Source organism: Paenibacillus sp. TC-CSREp1 (assembly GCF_050171015.1).
GTDB classification, from domain to species: Bacteria; Bacillota; Bacilli; order Paenibacillales; family Paenibacillaceae; genus Paenibacillus; species Paenibacillus silvae.
This window is the reverse complement of sequence record NZ_JBNOKM010000002.1, coordinates 60,831-79,056: the sequence shown is the minus strand read 5'-3', so window position 1 is coordinate 79,056 and position 18,226 is coordinate 60,831. Positions and strand designations below refer to the sequence as shown.

Sequence of the window (18,226 nt, the reverse complement as noted above, 5' to 3'; positions counted from 1 at the left end):
CATTGATTTGTTATCTAATATGTATCATAATGCTATTAGATTGAGCAAGTTCATTTTATACAGTTCGCTAAATAACGAATCCTGAAAGAGAAAACAACCATCCTGAAGGTGAACTATAGGAAAATAAGGAAGTGGAATCTATGATGCTTGGAACCGATGCGAAATCACTGCTGGTGTACGAGGCTCTGGCAAGTGAAGCTCGCCTGAATATCGTGCGGCTGCTGCTTCAAAACAGAGAGATGCACATTAATGCTCTCGCTGGGGAGCTTTATCTCAGCAAAGCTATCGTCAGTACACATGTCAGCAAGCTGCAAAAAGCAGGCATAGTCGGCAGCCGAATGAAACGGGAAAACGGCGGCACCTACAAATATTGCTTTATCGTGCAAGAATTCATGACCATCAATCTTTCACCACCCATGCCTGTGGATAGTTCTTACCACGAAGTATCCATCCCGGTAGGACAATATACAGACTATGAAGCCTGGCCGACCTGCGGAATTGCAACAACAACCCAGGTTATTGGACAATTCGATACACCCGCCTGCTTCATGGACCCCGATCGGGTTAATGCGGGAATTCTTTGGATGGCGAGAGGTTTTGTTGAATATAAGATTCCCAATTATCTGCATAATGATCAGCATCTGCGAGAGATTGAAATTTCACTTGAACTCAGTTCGGAAGCACCTAAAGTCAATGAAAACTGGCCATCTGATATTCGCTTTACACTGAACGGCTATGATCTCGGTACATGGACAAGTCCAGGTGATTTCGGTGATCGGAAGGGGAAGCATACCCCTTTATGGTGGAGATTAGACGTTAACCAGTATGGGGTATTGAAGGTGCTGCGTATCAATAACGAGGGTACGTTTATGGATAGCCAGCGAATCTCGGATGTTTCCATCTCGGACCTGAAGCTCCAGTCAGCCACCTATTGGACGTTTGGATTGAAGCCGGAGGAAAGCGCGGCGGGACGTGGGGGACTTACACTGTTTGGCAAGGGCTTTGGCAACTACGATCAGGATATTATGATTCGATATTATTATGATGCACAGAAAATCAATATTTCGAATGAATAGAATATGCTATTTGTTATCAATTTAAATAAAGGCGGTATCAGGCCTGAAGTCAGATACCCAAAAAAGCATATCATTATTCCAGAGTAATGGTATTGACAACGATTACATGACTGGTATAGAATACAGCTATATAAGGAGTGTCACTGATTCGATCAGGCACCACCACAGTCTGGATTTCACAAGTGTATTGGCTTGTGTATTAGACCATGGTGGTGCTTTTTGCATATTGGGGGGTGAGAACATCATGAGGTTCAAGAAATCATTAAACAACAACATCGCCCTGGCGGAAGACGCCGAAGGCTGTGAAGTCATTGTCATCGGGACAGGCGTTGGCTTCAAAAAAGTAAAGGGACAGCCGATCGAGCAGAGCCAGATTCAGAAAATGTTCCGGGTTGGCTCGAATGATAAATATCAGCGAGTCGAGCAATTTCTTAGCGATATCCCTCTGCAAGTCATTGATATCACGGATCAGATTATTGAAGAAGGCAAAGAGATTATCGGAAAAAAGCTGAATGACTCCATCCTGTTAACCCTTGCGGATCATATTCATTTTGCTCTGGATCGTTTCAGAAAAGGGGTGGATATGCAAAATCCGCTTCACTGGGATATCCGGCATCTGTATCCTGCGGAATACCGCGTTGGAGAATTGGCAGTCAAGAGAATCAATGACGCTTTTCTGGTCTCGTTGCCCTCTGGTGAGGCCAGCTCCATTGCCCTTCATTTTGTGAATTCGCAATTTGATTCGGGCAGTATGAACCAAACGATCAAGATCACCCAGATGATTAACGACATTTTAGGTATCATGACTGCTCATTTTGGAATGGCGCTGAATCAGGAGTCGGCTGATTTCTCCAGATTCATCACCCATCTGAGATACTTCATCGTTCGACAAATGAACCGGGAAGTGCTCTCATTCAAGGATCAGCAGTTTTTATATGATGTATTGTCGGAGCGATATCCTGTCAGCTTCCAATGCGCACTCAAGATAAAGGAGGCGATGGAGCAGCAGCGCGGATTCGTGATTACTCCCGATGAGATGGTATACCTCATGATTCACATCGAGAGAGTGACATCCCGTACCGACGCGGGTTGACCTCAATGCAACCAGTTTGAAGTTATACCATGATGCATGTGAATTGAATATGGAGTGTTACTGATACGATCAGGCACCACCAAATGTTTCCGATACCGCTTCTGCAGCGGGCCGGGTTTACATTTGGTTTTTTTTTCGCCAAAAAAGGAGGAAGCAGCATGAATCACCGGGAGTTGTCCAAAGAGATTATTCGTTTAACGGGAGGACAAGAAAATATTACACAGGCTTGGCACTGCATTACTCGCTTGCGTTTTAATGTGCGGGAAGAAAACAAGGTTCAACTCGAACAGATCCGCGCACTGGATGGTGTTCTTGGGGCACAGTTCCAAAGCGACCAGTTTCAGGTCGTGATTGGCAACAAGGTTGCTGCGGTGTATGAAGAGCTGGAGGAGCAATTGAAGCAAGGCGGCGTAGTAAGAGCAGAAGCGGAACCGAAGCGTTCCAGAGGCATCAATGCCGTACTGGATACGATCTCGGGCATATTCACTCCGATCCTTCCTGCCATTGTAGGTACAGGCATGCTCAAAGGCATATTGGCATTACTCGTGACTTTGGGAGCTATTCAGGAGACAAGCGGTGAATATCAGATTTTGGCGTCTGTAGCCAATGCAGCCTTTTATTTCTTGCCTTTCCTGCTTGCTGTATCGTCTGCACGAAAGTTCAAAGTGAATGAATATATCGCTTTGACCCTTGCAGGCACATTATTATATCCGACCATTCTGAATGCTTATCTGGAAAATCATCTGGAGCCGATTCGTTTTCTCTCGCTGCCGGTGTCCATCGTCAATTATACCCAGTCTGTCATTCCGATTATCCTCGGAGTATGGCTCCTGAGTTACGTGCATCGCTGGGTGGATCGGTTCATTCCTGGACCTGTCAAAGTGATTTTTACCTCCATGATCGTACTGATTATCACTGTTCCTATCTTGTTAATCGCGATTGGACCACTTGGAAATTACATCGGTATTTATCTGGAGATCGGCACATCCTGGCTGTTTGCTCACTCGGGTCCATTAACAGGGATCGTGCTAGGCGGACTTATGCCAGTGATCGTTATGACGGGTATGCATTATGCGTTTTTCCCGGGAACATTACAGAATTTGAGCAAGCTCGGTTATGACGTGCTGTTACTGCCACTCAACCTTGTAGCCAATATGAGTCAAGCTGGTGCCGTAATGGCTGTATTCCTCAAAACGAAAAACAAATCGATGAAATCCATTGCTTTATCCAGCGGTATATCTGCTTTTCTGGGCATTACAGAACCTGCAATCTATGGTGTGACACTGAAGCTGAAAAAACCGTTCTATGCTTCCATAATCGGTGGAGCAGCTGGCGGTGGTTTTATTACAGCAGTTGGGCTGAAATGTTTCGGTTTTGCCGTACCCGGCCTGTTGTCACTGCCTTTATATATCGGCCCAGATGGGGGTATGGCAAACTTCTGGTATGCACTCATCGGAATTGGCATCAGCTTTGTCGTTTCCTTTACGGTTACCTTGCTGCTCAAGTGGGATGAACCCGATGCTGTTCAGGCTGCAGCGCCAACTGCATCCGAGCAAGGAGATGCAACGAAGTCAGAGCAGGCAGCAGCAGCGACAACAAGTTTGGCATCAACAGCATCAACAAAATCGTCTGATCAAGACATGTCTCCGTCTGTAACGGTTCATTCCATTGAGGAAAAGAAAGGTGAAATTTACAGCCCGCTCACTGGCGAGCTGGTCTTGCTCAAGGAACTACCTGATCCTACCTTTGCAGAAGAAATGACAGGAAAGGGTATTGCGATTTATCCCAAAGAGGGACGTGTAACCGCGCCGTTTGACGGAACCGTAACGATGATCGCGAAAAGCAAACATGCTATCATGCTGACTTCCTCCAGTGGGATCGACATTCTTATTCATGTTGGACTAAACACAGTGTCCCTGAAAGGCAAGTTTTTTGTCACCAAGGTGACTGCCGGACAAGAGGTGAAGAAGGGCGATCTGCTGCTTGAATTTGATATGCAAAGCATTCAGGCGGCCGGCGTTAATCTGATCACCCCGATCATTGTAGCCAACACACCAGATTATCTTGATGTAGTACCCGTTCAGGTGAAGGGGGTGATTCCAATGAATGAATTACTGCTGCTCACCGTTCGTTAACCGTGCACCACAAAACGAATGAAGGCTTTCTATTTACAGCAAGTTAAAATCAAACGTTATATTTACACAAAAAAAGGAGAGAAACCATCATGACAAAAACAACAAAACACTCATTTCCTAAAGGCTTCCTATGGGGCGGCGCTACCGCTGCCAACCAGCTTGAAGGCGCATTTGATGCTGACGGCAAAGGACTTTCCACCTCTGATATGGCACCTTATGTGCCGCATGAGGAGCGGAATGGCAAAGATTTCACGTTTGACGTTAATTCCGTGGAGCTGGAGCAATATTTGAGCGGCAACACCGATGTGTATTTCCCGAAACGTAATGGCGTAGATTTCTACCACCGCTACAAAGAAGATATCGCTTTGTTTGCAGAGATGGGCTTCAAAGTATTCCGTCTTTCCATCGCTTGGCCACGAATCTTCCCGACAGGAGAAGAAGCCGTTCCTAACGAAGCAGGGCTTGCTTTCTATGATAAAGTGTTCGACGAACTGTTGAAATACGGCATTGAGCCGCTGGTTACGATCTCGCACTATGAAATGCCGATTGAGTTAACCCGCAAATACAACGGCTGGGAAAGTCGCGAGATGATTGATCTGTATTTGAAATTTGCCAACACACTGTTTGACCGTTACAAAGATAAAGTGAAATACTGGATTACCTTCAATGAGATGAATATGATGCTGACAAGCCTGTATACGGGCGGCGGCATTTTGGAAGATAAAATCAAGGGTACACCGGAGCAGGTAGCCTACCAGGCAACGCACCATCAGTTTGTAGCGAGTGCGCTGGCTGTGAAAAGTGGTAAAGAAAAAATGCCGAACGCTCAAATCGGTTGTATGATCTGCCGTCTGGAGACATACGCTGCATCCAGCAAACCGGAAGATGTGCTGCAGACGATGAAGGAAGATCAGATGAACCTGTTCTACCCTGAAGTACAGGCGCGTGGGGAGTACCCGTCCTACATGCAAAGATATTTCGAAGAACAAGGCATTGAACTGGTGAAAGGTCCTGAAGATGATGCGATTATCCGCGACAATACGGTGGACTTTATTGCATTCAGTTATTACATGACGTATATCGGAAAATACGATCCGAACGACAACAGCAACTCCGGTATGCTGGTAAGTCAGATCAAAAACCCGCATCTGAAAGCTACCGAGTGGGGATGGCCGATCGATCCAATCGGTCTTCGCATCGCGCTGAATCGCTTGTATGACCGCTATCGCATGCCGCTCTTCATCGTAGAGAATGGACTGGGTGCTACGGATACGTTGGAAGAAGACGGATCGGTGCATGACCCGTATCGCATCGATTACCTGCGCAGCCATATCGAGCAGATGAAGGAAGCGGTAGCTGACGGTGTGGAACTGATGGGTTTCACAAGCTGGGGACCGATTGATATCATCAGCTGCTCTACTTCCGAGATGGGTAAACGTTATGGCTTTATCTATGTAGATCAGGACAACGCAGGTAATGGTTCTTTGGATAGAACCCGTAAAGATTCATTCTACTGGTACAAACAAGTGATTGAGTCTAACGGAGAGATTCTTTAATTCAATTGCAATCAGGACTCATTAATTAAGCACTAATATTTTAATGCAAATATAAGAAGGCTGCCCGTCGGGCAGTCTTTTTATATGTGATCTCACATTCCTGAAGTCTGGACCAAAAAATAAAACAACCATTTTAAATTGACATATCGCAAAAGATCGATATAATGATGATTATGAATCCAATTGAAATTTTAAAAGCTGTCTCAAATGAATCCAGGTTTCAGATTTTACAATGGCTCAAAGAACCTTACGAGCATTTCAAACCCCATGAAGGAGTGGATATGAACGAAATAGGGGTGTGTGTAAGTCAAATAACCGACAAGCTTAACATGACACAGTCAACGGCTTCCCAGTATCTTACGATATTGCAGCGGGCAGGGCTGATCACAACAAAACGGATAGGCAAATTTACGTATTATCAGAGAGACGAGGAAGCGATAGCTGAATTTACTCGTTATATGATGAGTGATATGTAAGTTGCAGCTGAGTTCTTACCAAGAATTCAGTTTTTCTTTAGTATTTCATATCGACAATTCTTAATATGTCATTTTGTAATTATGTATATCTACAAATTTAGATATAACATTTTATTAATTTATTAAGGAGTGGTGTTCAATTGATGTCATCAAGTTCGAAAGTTTACATTTTGGCAATCGTTAGTTTTTTGGTCGGGACTTCCGAGTATGCTTTATCAGGTATTTTAGATAAGGTAGCTGCTTCTTTAGATGTCTCATTGGCTGCAGCAGGTCAGCTAATCACCATTTTTTCTTTGATCTACGCTCTTTGTACACCCATTCTAATGGCAGTCACCGCGAGTATGGACAGAAGGAAGTTAATCATTATCAGTATGGGCATATTTGTTGTTTCCAATATCCTTGCATTTGTCCTGCCAGGCTATGGACTCTTTGTCGTTGCTCGTATCCTGATGGCGATTGGAGCAGGAGTTGTCGTGGTCACTGCTTTGAACATTGCCGCTAAAATTGCACCTGCAGGTAAACAAGCAAGTTCTATTGCTACAGTGGTTATGGGTTTCACGGCATCTTTAATCGTTGGTGTACCTCTTGGACGAATCACAGCCGATACGCTGGGTTGGAAATCTGTGTTTGGCGCAATTGCACTTTTGGGGATCATCGCTATGGTTATTCTTTCTTTCGCCATTCCACGTATGCAGGGGGACGTACCTGTCCCGCTCAGACAACAGTTAAGTTTATTGAAAAAGCCTAAAGTTGCATTGGGTTTAGCGATTACCTTCTTTTGGCTTGGAGGTTACTCCATCACTTATACCTATCTTTCTCCCTATTTGCTTAAAGTGTCGGAAATAAATGAACAATATCTCAGCGGAGCTTTGCTTGTATTTGGTATCGCAAGCATGATTGGTTCCAAACTTGGTGGCCTCAGTGCGGATCGATGGGGCGTTAATCGAACATTATTCGGTGGATTTACACTGCATATTATGATGCTGATCCTGTTGTCCGTTGTAACCCATACATTAGTGGGCGTAATGATCGTACTTTTGCTGTGGTCCTTTTCCGCCTGGTCCTCCGGTCCAACGCAGCAATATCATCTGACGACCATTGAACCGGAAGCTTCAGGAGTGATGTTAAGTCTTAATCAGTCCATGATGCAGCTTGCTATGGCAGCAGGCGCTGGTATGGGTGGAATTGCTGTCGAGAGCTTTTCCCTCTCATCCATTACATGGCTTGGTGCTGCTGGAATTGTGATTGCCATATTTGCTTTGGTCATCCTGAATAAAGTGAATGTCGTTTCAAAAGTAAATGTCAATCAGCAACTAAGCTGAATTAATCATAGATTACATTTTTGCCTTCTTCACTTAGCTTTTTCAAAGAGGCCACCATATGATCAATTTCTTCGTCGGAGTGTCTTTCCCATGAAGCTAATTCGGCTACTATTTTTAGCGGTGATTTTGATCGGTAGGAGCGAGTCGGGTTTCCAGGGAACCTTTTATCCGTTACGTTGGGGTCATTTTCGAAATCGCCTAAGGGCTCGACAATGTAGATTCTTTCCTTTGCACTCGATCTGGCTAATTCAGCACCCCATTTGGCAGCATTTAATGTTCCGGTGAAGTAGATGTGATTCGACTTTTTGTCTTGATAATTGGATAAAAATTGTGGCTCTAATAAATCGCCAATGTTTAATTCTGCTTTTGTACCGTGAAAAAAAGGACCTGGATCCAAGACATTTTGTTTGTCATCCATACGGACACACCTCTACTTTTTTTGGATTTGTATTTAGCAGTATAGTGGAGACACTGGTGAAAAAACAGTCTGTTATATCATTCTTAAAAACGTTATAATTGAAGTAGAGAGAACGATATTGAACGGTACTGTCGAATCACAAAGCGTATATATATCCACGAAAGTCGCTATTATAGCGACTTTTTTTATGTTGTTGTTTGAGTAGTGCCCCAAGCGCTCTACACTCTGAACATCGAAGCATTGGTCACATAATACGAGGTAATAAAATCACGAAACTGCTCTAAGAACGGTGAGAAGTTTCGATGTTTGACCCATGACAAGCTGATAGGATAGACTGCAGCATCGTCAGTTATGGGAACGTAATGCAGTCCAAGATTACGGCAAACGGAGATCGGCAGTAATGCAACACCCCGATCCAGTCGGATGATCTCGACCAACGTATGTGAATCAACCTCAAAAGCAAGATGCGGAACAAACCCCGCTTTCTCACATAACATCGTGGTAAATCGGCGGTATTCATCATTATTGGCGAGCGCCAGAAAAGGTTCATTGGCAACCGCATGTAATGAGATTTCCTGTTCCCCGCTATATGGGTGGGTGGAAGGCAGGACAAGCACAATATGCTCTTCAACCAGCACCACGCTTTCAATCTCCTCGTCCACAATGGGGTGACCTGTGATCCCCAGATCAATATCTCCTTTTTTCAGCTGTGTCACAATGTCACTTCGACTTGCAACCCCTTGATGGAGCTGAGCGTTTGGACACATTTCGATATATTCGCTGATCAGCCCCGAAAGAAACCTCGAATTCGAAATCGCAATACGGATCAGCGAAGAAAGCTCATCATGCTTTTCCTTGATTGCCAGCCGTGCATTTTCCAATTCAACAAAAATCCGGTTGACATGCTTCAGCATAATTTTTCCCGCCGCGTTCAATTCAATATTTCTGCCTTTTCGATGAAAGAGGGGTGTACCCATCTCGTCCTCCAGCCGCTTGATCGTAAGACTTAACGAAGGCTGGGCGATATTTAATTGTGCAGCGGCTTTGGAGATATGTTCCGTATAGGCGACGGTTTGAAAATATTTCAGCTGGAGAAGCTCCATTTGTATGCACTCCTTATTTATCTTAATAAATATATATAGTACTTATTATGTATTATATTAAATTTAAAGAAAGATGTAGACTTTATTTATAGCAAATAATCAAATAAAACAATCAACCAATAACTTGATGTAAAGGCAGGTGTCTTTTTATGAAAATCGATGTGCACAATATTGCCAAAAATCTGAATACACCTTTAACAGCCCCGGCATATCCGATGCCACCTTATAAGTTCGTCAACCGCGAGTACCTGAATATTATCTATCGGACGGATGAGCAGGCTTTACGCGCAGCTGTTCCCGAGCCATTGCAAATCACCGAACCATTGGTGAAATTCGAAGTGATGTGGATGCCGGACGTTTCCGGACTCGGCGCATACACCGAAGCTGGACAGGTCATTCCCGTGCAATTTAATGGAGAAGACGGGGATTATGTGCATTCGATGTACGTGGATAACTTCCCCGCCATTGCAAGCGGACGAGAGTTAACTGCCTATCCGAAAAAGCTCGGTGCTCCCAAGCTGTACACAGATTCTGATACACTCGTGGGCACGCTGGACTACGGATCACTGCGGGTTGCGACAGCAACGATGGGTTTCAAACATGTGGAGCTGGACAAAGAGCTTGCGAAAAAAGAAATCTGTCGTCCCAACTTTATGATCAAAATCGCCACAGATTATACAGGTAATCTTCGCATCTGTGACCTGATTCGTACCCGAATTACCGATATCGAGGTGAAGGAAGCGTGGACAGGGCCGGCCCGGCTGCAGCTATTTGAACATGCACTTGCGCCTTTGGCGGATTTGCCGGTGCTTGAAGTTGTGTCCGCTTCCCACATCCTCACCAATTTAACCTTGAATGCAGCACAGCCTGTATATAACTATCTGGAACAAAAATAAGGAGGCAACACATATGAGAATTGCGATTGTAGGTGCAGGTTCACTAGGGACTATCGTTGGTGCTTATCTGGCCGATGGTGGAATGGATGTAGAGTTAATTGATACGTACCAGGAGCATGTTAATGCGCTGAATCAGACAGGAGCGAAAGTCACCGGGACGACCGAATTTCAGGCCAAAGTAAAGGCAATCACCCCTGAACAAAAGTCAGGGCAATATGATCTTGTGCTATTGTTAACGAAACAACTGTTTAATGAATCAGTGCTGAATGAACTGCTCCCATACCTGCATGAAGATAGCATCGTATGCTCCCTTCAAAACGGGATTCCTGAAGACAGCGTGGCATCTATTGTCGGGGCACATCGAGTTATCGCTGGTTCCGTTGAATTTGGCGCTACATTCATGGAACCTGGCGTATCCAGTCTGACCACGGCATATCCTCAATTCAAGCAGTATGCATTCCAGATCGGAGAATTGAACGGAGCAACGACCGAACGAATTCAGCGTGTAAAAGAAGTGCTGGGTCTGGTTGGCGGTACACATATCTCGGATAACCTGGTAGGAACCAAATGGTCAAAACTGCTGATCAACAATGCTTTCAGTGGCTTGTCCGCCGCACTGAACGGGACGTATGGAGATATTCTGGATCATGAGACAGGTATTCGAAGTGCTGTTCATATTATTGACGAAACAATCAAGGTTGGACATGCAAACGGTGTTTCTTTTGTCACCATGAACGGATTCGATATAGCTTCACTGGAGCTGCAGAGCGAAAACGAAATCCCGGCACGTATTCAAACGCTGCGTCAGGTAATGGAACCTTCCAGACTGCTTAAAGCAAGCATGCTGCAGGATCTGGAGAAACAACGTAAAACGGAGATTCATTACATCAACGGCGTAGTTTCGAGCAAGGCAAAGGGTACGGGGATTGCAACACCATATAATGATATGGTGGTTAAACTCGTCGAAGCCGCAGAAGAAGCACGGAACGTACCAGAGTTTGCAACCAACATTCATGCTTTTGAACAGCTTTTGAATGTGTCACAGGCTTAGACTTAAACGATAAACAATAAAAAAGCTCTCCACCTCATGCTTCCGAGAAATAATCATGGGTGGAGAGCTTCTTTTTTTTATGAATTCACTTTTTGGTAAAAGTGTACATAGTTCATCAGTTCGGCAATTCCTTTTAATTGAGAAAAGAGTTGATTGTTCAGCTTTTCCAATGCTAATTGAAAGGAACGTTCAATTTTATCATATTTTTGTGTGTCTATATCGTTTAATAATTTCTTCACATTTTCGATATAATAAACGGTTTTTCTCAAACTGCTTATGATCAGTATTTTCCGAAGTTCAGATATCGAATATATTCTATAACCGTTTTCATTATTTCTTTCGGAATGGACCAATCCTTCGTTTTCCCAATGGCGGATCGCTGAAGTATTTACTCCCGCTATTTTGGCGGCCTCTCCAATACGCATATATTTATTTAATTTTACATTTTTATATTGATTAAATTCAGCATGCTGAATCATAGTCAGGATTTCTTCCACTCGCTGTTTCTCCACTTGTATCTGGAATTGCTGTTCATTCACTAACCAAAGAGCTTCTTCCCACCTCGAACTTTTAATCATTCTCATCACTTCATAAACAACAGGTATATTATATCCTTTTAACAAGGCTCTGATGGTCGTAAAAGCATGGAGGTGAATCGATGTATAACATCGGTGATTACTATTCGTTCTCGGTACAACTGGAATGAGGTCTTGTTCTTCATATCTTCTCAATGTTGTTGTACTAACCTGTAAGGCGTTTGCAATTTGTTTAGGGGTATATGTCTCCATGGATTGACTCCTTATTAAAGTAAAACCTTCAAGTGCTACGATAACATAATTTTGAATAAAACCCCAGTATATAAAGGAGAAATGACGGGAAACCGAAATATTGCATGAATGTTATAAGATATTTAGTAGAAACAATTAAGGGGGGATCAATATGGAGAAGATCATAAAACTTATGGATGAATCAGAATTAAAGGTTGGTTTAGTTGGGAATTCTGACTCTCCTACAATCATGCTTCCCGTTGCTAAAGAATCTGTATATGGACAAGAGGCTGAAAACTTGAAATTGTGGGGAGTAGACCCCGAATCAGGAAAACATTTTATTGAGGGACTCATGGACAAGTTTCAGATTATATATTTTGACTATGAAGGACACCGTCTGCAAAATCCGAACCCGGATAATCTCACACCAGAACATATAGTAAAGGATTTGTTAACCATTGCGGATGAAATGAAAATTAAGAAGTTTAGCTATTACGGATATTCCTGGTTAGCTTTGGTCGGGTTACAATTAGCGATTCGCACGGATCGATTAGAAAGCTTAATCATGGGTGGTTTTCCTCCAATAGAAGGTCCATATCAAGAAATGATGGTGGTAACAAGTAAAACATATGAGCAAGCTCTGGATAAACAGAATTCTCCTGATATTAAGGAACATGATCCTATGAATCCAGAAAAGGTTGACTGGGATAACATACAAGTAAAGATCGACACGAATCAAACTAAACAATTTGTGACAATGTACGAAAATCTGATGGACTTTGATGATCGTGAAATCCAGCATAAATTAAGTATTCCAAGATTGGCATTCGCCGGGGAGAAAGACACGATTGTTTATGGAGAAAACTTTGGCAGTGTAACCGTAGATATCATCGGTATACTTCAAAAAAATAAGCAAGTATTAGAACACCTTGGATGGGATATAGAAATCATAAAAGGAAATGATATGGATCACACCAAAGCCATGCAGCCTGTAACGGTGGTGTCACTGATAAGGCGCTGGCTGATTAAAAGTTTGAATAAGATAAAGAGCTGAATATGATCAGGAGACTGATAGAGTTAATTGAAGAAAGGGTATAGCCACAATTGAAGAAGGGTCACATAATGACCCTTTTTCTTTTTCAGCATAGAATTTGAATACCTGTTTTCATATCATATTTTGTTGGAGGTGCTGTGCTCAATCTATTCGTTCATTCTATCTTCAGTACTATTATTGCTTGCAAACTGCAGCAGCATGTCGACCAACTGCTTCGTCATCTGATCATCCAGTTGATGTAGTTCATGAGATCGCTGTGTAAACATTTTCTGAAGCATGCCCATCATCACCGTAAATATAAACTGTGCCAGCTTAAGCGGAGGTGTAGCATTGCGGATGCTGCCGTCGGCAACTCCTGAGATCAATGCTTGAAGCAGGAAGTGGTTCTCTTTACCGTTTTGGATAAACCGTTCATAGGTATCTTTCAGTTCTTGCTGAAAATGAACAACTTCATAATTGATGTCGAACAACTGGATAAAACGAATATGGTCAGGATTCATTTTGGCAAAAGAAACCCATGCGTTCAGCATTATAGCTAGTTGTTCACGGCCACTACCATTCGGCTTTGCGGCTTGCCTCACATGATCCGTCATGGTTTCAACCAATTGCATCTGAATAGTGAGCAACAGCTCATCGATGGATTGAAAATGTTTATAGAAGGTCACTCGGCTAAGATTTGCTTCTGCACAAATGTCTTTGATTTTCACTTGAAGCAGTCCATGCTTTAGAAACAGTTGCTTGCCCGCTTCGATCAGCTCGTCACGATTCTGATTTTTTAACTGCTGGTGCCAATTTTCATTCAGTTGCATACCGATTTCCTTTCCTGGAACGTTGTGTCTTCAGGGTAAGTGTTAACGCCGCCAGTAACATAAAGGCACCAAAAATATACGGAAAGTTTACGTTTTTGTCAAACAGTATACCTGCAACAAGCGGGCCAAAGACGGTACCTAAGCTGGAATACGTGGTATTCAGGCCTGAGGCATAACCTTGCCGATCGCCAGCGTTTTGCGAAATTAGCGAGCTGACAGTTGGGCGCAGAAATGCATTGAAAGCAAAGTACAGTGCTGAAGCAAATAACAGGAAGATCAGATTCACCTTGATTAACATGAACAAAAGAGCAATCGGGGTCATGATTAAGGACAGACGAATGAGCTTGATTTCACCTAACCGTTTCACAAAAAAGTCCAGCAGCCAGATCTGCACTACGATGCCGATAATCGCCCCCATGGTGATGATAATAGAGATCGTTGAGGCATTAAAACCGTACTTATACTCTGCAAACAGTGAGAATACAGTCTCATAACTCATCAGACCAAAGGTCATAACAAGAATAATTAACAAGTATCCGAAATAGGGAACCTTGAACGAACTCCAGATTTGTTTGCCCATGTTAAACCCTTTTTTCTTCTCCGTTGAGATCGTTCTTTTTTCAGGTGGAAGAGTCTCTGGCAAAAGAAGGGTAAGAAGTGCTGCAACCAGACCCAGACCGGAAGCGACGAAATAAGGCATACGCACACCCATCTCGGCGATAAAACCGCCCAGACCTGGCCCAAGTACCATACCGAGGTTCATCGATGCACCGAAATAACCCATACCCTTGGCACGGGTCTCAGGAGTTGTAATATCAGCAACATATGCCAGATTGGCTGGAACCATCAGACCTAAACTGATTCCCCCGATGAAACGAGCGATATAGAGCAGAGGCAGAGATGTGGATACGGCAAAAATAAGATCAGACACAACGACCAGAAACATGCCGGCCATAATCAGCTTTTTACGTCCGAAACGGTCAGCCCATTGTCCTCCGATCGGCGAAAATAGAAATTGAGCTGCGCCAAAGGCCGCTACCAAAAATCCGGCAACGGTCCCCCCTGCATGAAACAACTTGAGGTACTCTGGTAAGATGGGAATCAGCATCCCTTGACCTAACAAAGCAATAAACAGATTTAACATCAGAATGAACATTGGAAAGCGGGTGGATGGTGTCATCGTACTCATACGTTTAAATTTCTCCTTCTCCGTCATGTAGTCATTTTTGCTATGGTTTACACGTAGTTAACCTTTACTCAATGTAAACCATTATATTGTGTTATAATCTCGGTTGTAAATACATTTTTTATGGAAGGAGGTTGAGATGTATTGATTGATCACAACAATCAGGAGGAGTATCGGGACCCGAGGAATTATGATCTGGAATTTGGCGGCGAAACTGACAAATATGAATTTTTCCTTGAACTGGCGAAGCAGCATCCGGGGCATGTGCTGGAACTGGCTTGCGGGACCGGACTAGTGGCGCTTTTTTTAGCCGAAAGGGGCATACCGATCACAGGAGTGGACATTGTGGAGCCCATGCTCGCGTATGCGAGGGTCAAAGCGAAGGGTCTACCGGTTAAATTTATCGAAGCAGATGCACGTACATTTGAAACCGATCAGCGCTTTTCCATGATTTTTCTGCCTTCTGGAGCCCGGCGGTATATTTGCATTTGAAATGCGAAATCCGGACGGGACAGATTTGTCGGATGAGGAAGAAGAGAGCTGGGGCACATTTACCGATATGGATGGAGCTACCGTCAAGGTTTCCGGAACTCAGACATACGATGCTTCGAAACAAATTATGCACTGGGTGACGTATCGGGATTGGGGGCATCGCCGTACGACGTCACGAATTGCCTGTCGCTTTACAGATGTAAAGACACTTCAGCAATTGCTGGAAAATCGAGGTTTTACCGTAGAGAGGCAATATGCGAACTGGGATCTAACGCCGTTTCAACCTTCAAGCCCAATGGTAATTGGTGTATGTAAGAAAGGTAAGTAAGCATTTAAATGATTGAAATGATAGGTTGAAATTACATAAGTAGAAAGGAGAATATTTGTTATGACAACAACATCTAAGACTTGTAACGATTGTGGAGGTACATCGTTTGTGGAAGCAACTGACTTTATTAATCTTCGACCCTTGGATAAAAAGATGTCTCTTGGTTCTGAACGTGTATATACGATCTGTCTGAACTGTGGTGAAGTTGTTTCAATTAAGGTGAAGAATCCAGAGAAGTTGATGAAATAAAATAGGTCTCGGGAGAGATTACAAAAGGAACCCTTCACCTTTAGCACAACTTGATCGTTTTATCATTTTTCGTCACAGGCAACCGATACATACATCGGTTGTCTTTTTTGTTTTTCCCGTCAGCAGCAGAACATCTTCATGCAAGAAACCGCAACGAGCCCCCGCTTGTATTTCAAATGTTACATTTAGTAGAATGATGAGGCACATATACTTGGATTTAAGAGGTTACGCTAGGATAGGGGTGCTGCAATGAAACACATTTTACTTGTTGAAGATGATGAAAATTTTGTATTTGGGATAGAGTATACGTTAACGAATGAAGGCTATAAGGTCACTCATGCGGGAACCTTGAAGGAAGCTCGCGACGCTTTTGCGCAGACGGAGATAGAACTTATTTTGCTGGACATCAATTTGCCTGACGGAACGGGATATGAATTATGCAAGGAAATTCGTGTGGACTCACAGGTACCGATCATTTTTCTCACCGCACTGGATGAAGAAATGAATGTGGTCGCAGGACTTGATCTGGGCGCTGATGATTATATGACCAAGCCAATTCGCACCAAGGAGCTGCTTTCCAGAATCAAGGCCGTTTTACGGCGTAATTCCCGACCTGAACAGCATTCAAACATATGGAAATCCGGAGAGTTTGAGGTCCGTGTGTTAGAAGGTGTTGTTTTCAAAAATAAAATGGAAGTTCCGCTGACAACGCTGGAGTTCCGGCTGCTTCTCATGTTAATGTCCCATCCCAAACAAATATGCAGTAGAACATCGATTCTTGAGAAGTTATGGGATGTCTCTGGTGAATTCATTGATGATAATACGCTGTCCGTACATATACGCAGATTAAGGGAAAAGGTGGAGGAAACGCCAGCCGTACCTCAGTATATTGTTACGATTCGTGGGGTTGGATACAAATGGAACGCTGAAACGACAGGAGCATACCGCTGATGCATGAAGTCATCCGTAATCCGGAGTGGAAGTCTGTTTTTACGAAATTCATCCTTGTTCAATTAGGTTTTACTGCAATCATTTATGTTGTGATGAACCTGCAAATACAAAGCATCAATGAAACGGTTGTAAACCAGCATGCGGCCTTTGTTGGACAAGTGTTAAGTAAGCAGCCACAGCTCGAAGATCAGCTCGTTCATAATATTACTCAAGGTTCAGACCAACAGGATCTTATGTTAGGTAAACAAATATTGTCTCAATATGGGTATACAGAGCAAATGAACATTCAGGATCAGCCTGCTCTGTCGGGAACAGCATTGCCCGGGAATACGGCGTTGATCTTTTTTCTGTGTGGTATCCCGGTTTTGATGCTTATATTTTGGGAGTACCGCAAGCTGTTTTCCAGAATACGCCGTGTTACACATGCAGCAGAGCAGGTGGTGGAAGGTCAATTCGATACCTCATTGCCTGAGAATGCTGAGGGAGACTTCAGTGCCCTTGGTCATAGCTTTAACATGATGGCAGGCAGACTAAGTCATAGTGTGGATCAGCTGAAGCAGGAGAAAACCTTTCTAAGCCATCTTCTTACGGATATATCACATCAACTTAAAACACCGCTCGCATCCCTGCTTGTGTTTAATGACAATATGCTGCATGACCCACGTATGAAAGAAGAGATCCGAACCACTTTTCTGGAACGAAGCAGGCAGCAGATTGAACGTATGGAATGGCTGATTATCAGCCTGCTGAAGCTGGCAAGGGTGGAAGCGGGCGCTATCGTTTTTCAAATGCAAAACGTTAAACCCAAAGACATTATTGAATCAACCGTGCTGACCTTGCAGACGTTGGCGGAGCAAAAGAAACAGACCATCATTGTTCAGGGCGGCGAGGGCATGTTTCTGCATGCGGATGAAGAATGGTTAACCGAGGCGATAATTAATCTGACTAAAAATGCGCTGGAACACTCTCCCGTATCAGGCAAAGTGTACATTACGATGGAGGACGAGGGCTTGTTTCACTCGATTATCATCCGGGATGAAGGAGAAGGAATTAACACGGATCAAATTCCTCATGTGTTCACCCGATTTTACCGTGGAAGAAGTAATGCCAAACCACATAGTACCGGGGTTGGTCTGTCCCTGACGAAGTCTATTATTGAAGGCATGGGTGGAACCATCTCGGTATCAAGTGAACCTGGAAAGGGAGCCGAATTCCGAATTACATTCATGAAAACAGTATATTAAGAGGAAGCTTACAATAACGT

The 18,226-nt window shown here is 43.6% G+C and carries 19 protein-coding genes; 14 read left to right on the top strand and 5 right to left on the bottom strand.

Annotation, left to right across the window (positions count from 1 at the left end; translation table 11 throughout):
* The first annotated feature begins 140 nt into the window (after positions 1–140).
* The 6 genes from ACQSGY_RS03040 (at position 141) to ACQSGY_RS03015 (ending at position 7,658) form a co-directional block, all read left to right on the top strand.
* Entirely contained in the window at positions 141–1,076 is a 936-nt protein-coding gene (locus ACQSGY_RS03040; protein ID WP_427050615.1) for an ArsR/SmtB family transcription factor, read from the top strand.
* 244 nt (positions 1,077–1,320) lie between these two features.
* Complete coding sequence (gene licT, locus ACQSGY_RS03035) at positions 1,321–2,169, top strand: BglG family transcription antiterminator LicT (protein ID WP_289372877.1); 849 nt, start codon at positions 1,321–1,323, stop codon at positions 2,167–2,169.
* Positions 2,170–2,327: 158 nt separating this feature from the next.
* Positions 2,328–4,304 carry a beta-glucoside-specific PTS transporter subunit IIABC gene (locus tag ACQSGY_RS03030; protein WP_427050614.1) on the top strand — a complete coding sequence of 659 codons (1,977 nt, stop codon included), beginning with the start codon at positions 2,328–2,330 and terminating at the stop codon, positions 4,302–4,304.
* A gap of 89 nt (positions 4,305–4,393) precedes the next feature.
* Positions 4,394–5,860 carry a glycoside hydrolase family 1 protein gene (locus ACQSGY_RS03025; RefSeq protein WP_289372873.1) on the top strand — a complete coding sequence of 489 codons (1,467 nt, stop codon included), beginning with the start codon at positions 4,394–4,396 and terminating at the stop codon, positions 5,858–5,860.
* Positions 5,861–6,033: 173 nt separating this feature from the next.
* Positions 6,034–6,336: an ArsR/SmtB family transcription factor gene (locus ACQSGY_RS03020; RefSeq protein WP_427050613.1), complete on the top strand. Its 303-nt coding sequence runs from the start codon at positions 6,034–6,036 to the stop codon at positions 6,334–6,336.
* A 143-nt stretch (positions 6,337–6,479) separates the two neighbouring features.
* Positions 6,480–7,658: an MFS transporter gene (locus tag ACQSGY_RS03015; RefSeq protein ID WP_427050849.1), complete on the top strand. Its 1,179-nt coding sequence runs from the start codon at positions 6,480–6,482 to the stop codon at positions 7,656–7,658.
* Between the two features lies 1 nt (position 7,659).
* Here ACQSGY_RS03015 and arr read toward each other — a convergent pair whose 3' ends face one another.
* Together arr and ACQSGY_RS03005 are read right to left on the bottom strand one after the other, a co-directional pair.
* The gene (gene arr, locus ACQSGY_RS03010) at positions 7,660–8,076 is read right to left on the bottom strand and encodes an NAD(+)--rifampin ADP-ribosyltransferase (protein WP_111270969.1); all 417 of its coding nucleotides are present in this window, start codon (positions 8,074–8,076) and stop codon (positions 7,660–7,662) included.
* 218 nt (positions 8,077–8,294) lie between these two features.
* Complete coding sequence (locus ACQSGY_RS03005) at positions 8,295–9,179, bottom strand: LysR family transcriptional regulator (protein ID WP_427050612.1); 885 nt, start codon at positions 9,177–9,179, stop codon at positions 8,295–8,297.
* Positions 9,180–9,328: 149 nt separating this feature from the next.
* On the opposite strand from ACQSGY_RS03005, the gene ACQSGY_RS03000 reads away from it, so the two are divergent.
* Together ACQSGY_RS03000 and ACQSGY_RS02995 are read left to right on the top strand one after the other, a co-directional pair.
* Positions 9,329–10,075: an acetoacetate decarboxylase gene (locus ACQSGY_RS03000; protein WP_427050611.1), complete on the top strand. Its 747-nt coding sequence runs from the start codon at positions 9,329–9,331 to the stop codon at positions 10,073–10,075.
* A 13-nt stretch (positions 10,076–10,088) separates the two neighbouring features.
* The gene (locus ACQSGY_RS02995) at positions 10,089–11,126 is read left to right on the top strand and encodes a ketopantoate reductase family protein (protein WP_427050610.1); all 1,038 of its coding nucleotides are present in this window, start codon (positions 10,089–10,091) and stop codon (positions 11,124–11,126) included.
* Between the two features lie 77 nt (positions 11,127–11,203).
* Here the strand turns inward: ACQSGY_RS02995 and ACQSGY_RS02990 are convergent, their stop codons facing one another.
* Positions 11,204–11,914 carry a MerR family transcriptional regulator gene (locus ACQSGY_RS02990; protein WP_427050609.1) on the bottom strand — a complete coding sequence of 237 codons (711 nt, stop codon included), beginning with the start codon at positions 11,912–11,914 and terminating at the stop codon, positions 11,204–11,206.
* 151 nt (positions 11,915–12,065) lie between these two features.
* Between ACQSGY_RS02990 and ACQSGY_RS02985 the strand changes: the two genes are divergently transcribed.
* A complete protein-coding gene (locus tag ACQSGY_RS02985) occupies positions 12,066–12,947 on the top strand; it encodes an alpha/beta fold hydrolase (RefSeq protein WP_427050608.1) in 882 nt (293 codons plus the stop codon).
* A 146-nt stretch (positions 12,948–13,093) separates the two neighbouring features.
* Here the strand turns inward: ACQSGY_RS02985 and ACQSGY_RS02980 are convergent, their stop codons facing one another.
* On the bottom strand, positions 13,094–13,756 hold the full coding sequence (locus ACQSGY_RS02980; protein WP_427050607.1) for a TetR/AcrR family transcriptional regulator: 663 nt from the start codon (positions 13,754–13,756) through the stop codon (positions 13,094–13,096).
* Positions 13,743–14,945: an MFS transporter gene (locus ACQSGY_RS02975; RefSeq protein WP_427050606.1), complete on the bottom strand. Its 1,203-nt coding sequence runs from the start codon at positions 14,943–14,945 to the stop codon at positions 13,743–13,745. Before ACQSGY_RS02975 ends, ACQSGY_RS02980 begins: the two co-directional genes overlap by 14 nt.
* Positions 14,946–15,086: 141 nt before the next feature.
* Here ACQSGY_RS02975 and ACQSGY_RS02970 point away from each other — a divergent pair, with 141 nt between their 5' ends.
* The 5 genes from ACQSGY_RS02970 (at position 15,087) to ACQSGY_RS02950 (ending at position 18,206) form a co-directional block, all read left to right on the top strand.
* A complete protein-coding gene (locus ACQSGY_RS02970; RefSeq protein WP_427050604.1) occupies positions 15,087–15,434 on the top strand; it encodes a class I SAM-dependent methyltransferase in 348 nt (115 codons plus the stop codon).
* Position 15,435: 1 nt separating this feature from the next.
* Positions 15,436–15,762, top strand: a complete 327-nt coding sequence (locus ACQSGY_RS02965; protein ID WP_427050603.1) for a methyltransferase type 12 — start codon at positions 15,436–15,438, stop codon at positions 15,760–15,762.
* Positions 15,763–15,822: 60 nt separating this feature from the next.
* Positions 15,823–16,011 carry a hypothetical protein gene (locus ACQSGY_RS02960; RefSeq protein WP_248062012.1) on the top strand — a complete coding sequence of 63 codons (189 nt, stop codon included), beginning with the start codon at positions 15,823–15,825 and terminating at the stop codon, positions 16,009–16,011.
* A 249-nt stretch (positions 16,012–16,260) separates the two neighbouring features.
* On the top strand, positions 16,261–16,962 hold the full coding sequence (locus ACQSGY_RS02955; RefSeq protein WP_427050602.1) for a response regulator transcription factor: 702 nt from the start codon (positions 16,261–16,263) through the stop codon (positions 16,960–16,962).
* On the top strand, positions 16,962–18,206 hold the full coding sequence (locus tag ACQSGY_RS02950; RefSeq protein WP_427050601.1) for an ATP-binding protein: 1,245 nt from the start codon (positions 16,962–16,964) through the stop codon (positions 18,204–18,206). The genes ACQSGY_RS02955 and ACQSGY_RS02950 overlap by 1 nt, the downstream gene beginning before the upstream one ends.
* Positions 18,207–18,226: the final 20 nt, after the last annotated feature.

What these genes read in the sequence shown, in the direction of transcription:
- ACQSGY_RS03040 (WP_427050615.1), top strand. Translation starts at nt 141, where the DNA reads ATGATGCTTGGAACCGATGCGAAATCACTGCTGGTGTACGAGGCTCTG.
- licT (WP_289372877.1), top strand. Translation starts at nt 1,321, where the DNA reads ATGAGGTTCAAGAAATCATTAAACAACAACATCGCCCTGGCGGAAGAC.
- ACQSGY_RS03030 (WP_427050614.1), top strand. Translation starts at nt 2,328, where the DNA reads ATGAATCACCGGGAGTTGTCCAAAGAGATTATTCGTTTAACGGGAGGA.
- ACQSGY_RS03025 (WP_289372873.1), top strand. Translation starts at nt 4,394, where the DNA reads ATGACAAAAACAACAAAACACTCATTTCCTAAAGGCTTCCTATGGGGC.
- ACQSGY_RS03020 (WP_427050613.1), top strand. Translation starts at nt 6,034, where the DNA reads ATGAATCCAATTGAAATTTTAAAAGCTGTCTCAAATGAATCCAGGTTT.
- ACQSGY_RS03015 (WP_427050849.1), top strand. Translation starts at nt 6,480, where the DNA reads ATGTCATCAAGTTCGAAAGTTTACATTTTGGCAATCGTTAGTTTTTTG.
- arr (WP_111270969.1), bottom strand. Translation starts at nt 8,076, where the DNA reads ATGGATGACAAACAAAATGTCTTGGATCCAGGTCCTTTTTTTCACGGT.
- ACQSGY_RS03005 (WP_427050612.1), bottom strand. Translation starts at nt 9,179, where the DNA reads ATGGAGCTTCTCCAGCTGAAATATTTTCAAACCGTCGCCTATACGGAA.
- ACQSGY_RS03000 (WP_427050611.1), top strand. Translation starts at nt 9,329, where the DNA reads ATGAAAATCGATGTGCACAATATTGCCAAAAATCTGAATACACCTTTA.
- ACQSGY_RS02995 (WP_427050610.1), top strand. Translation starts at nt 10,089, where the DNA reads ATGAGAATTGCGATTGTAGGTGCAGGTTCACTAGGGACTATCGTTGGT.
- ACQSGY_RS02990 (WP_427050609.1), bottom strand. Translation starts at nt 11,914, where the DNA reads ATGGAGACATATACCCCTAAACAAATTGCAAACGCCTTACAGGTTAGT.
- ACQSGY_RS02985 (WP_427050608.1), top strand. Translation starts at nt 12,066, where the DNA reads ATGGAGAAGATCATAAAACTTATGGATGAATCAGAATTAAAGGTTGGT.
- ACQSGY_RS02980 (WP_427050607.1), bottom strand. Translation starts at nt 13,756, where the DNA reads ATGCAACTGAATGAAAATTGGCACCAGCAGTTAAAAAATCAGAATCGT.
- ACQSGY_RS02975 (WP_427050606.1), bottom strand. Translation starts at nt 14,945, where the DNA reads ATGAGTACGATGACACCATCCACCCGCTTTCCAATGTTCATTCTGATG.
- ACQSGY_RS02965 (WP_427050603.1), top strand. Translation starts at nt 15,436, where the DNA reads ATGCGAAATCCGGACGGGACAGATTTGTCGGATGAGGAAGAAGAGAGC.
- ACQSGY_RS02960 (WP_248062012.1), top strand. Translation starts at nt 15,823, where the DNA reads ATGACAACAACATCTAAGACTTGTAACGATTGTGGAGGTACATCGTTT.
- ACQSGY_RS02955 (WP_427050602.1), top strand. Translation starts at nt 16,261, where the DNA reads ATGAAACACATTTTACTTGTTGAAGATGATGAAAATTTTGTATTTGGG.
- ACQSGY_RS02950 (WP_427050601.1), top strand. Translation starts at nt 16,962, where the DNA reads ATGCATGAAGTCATCCGTAATCCGGAGTGGAAGTCTGTTTTTACGAAA.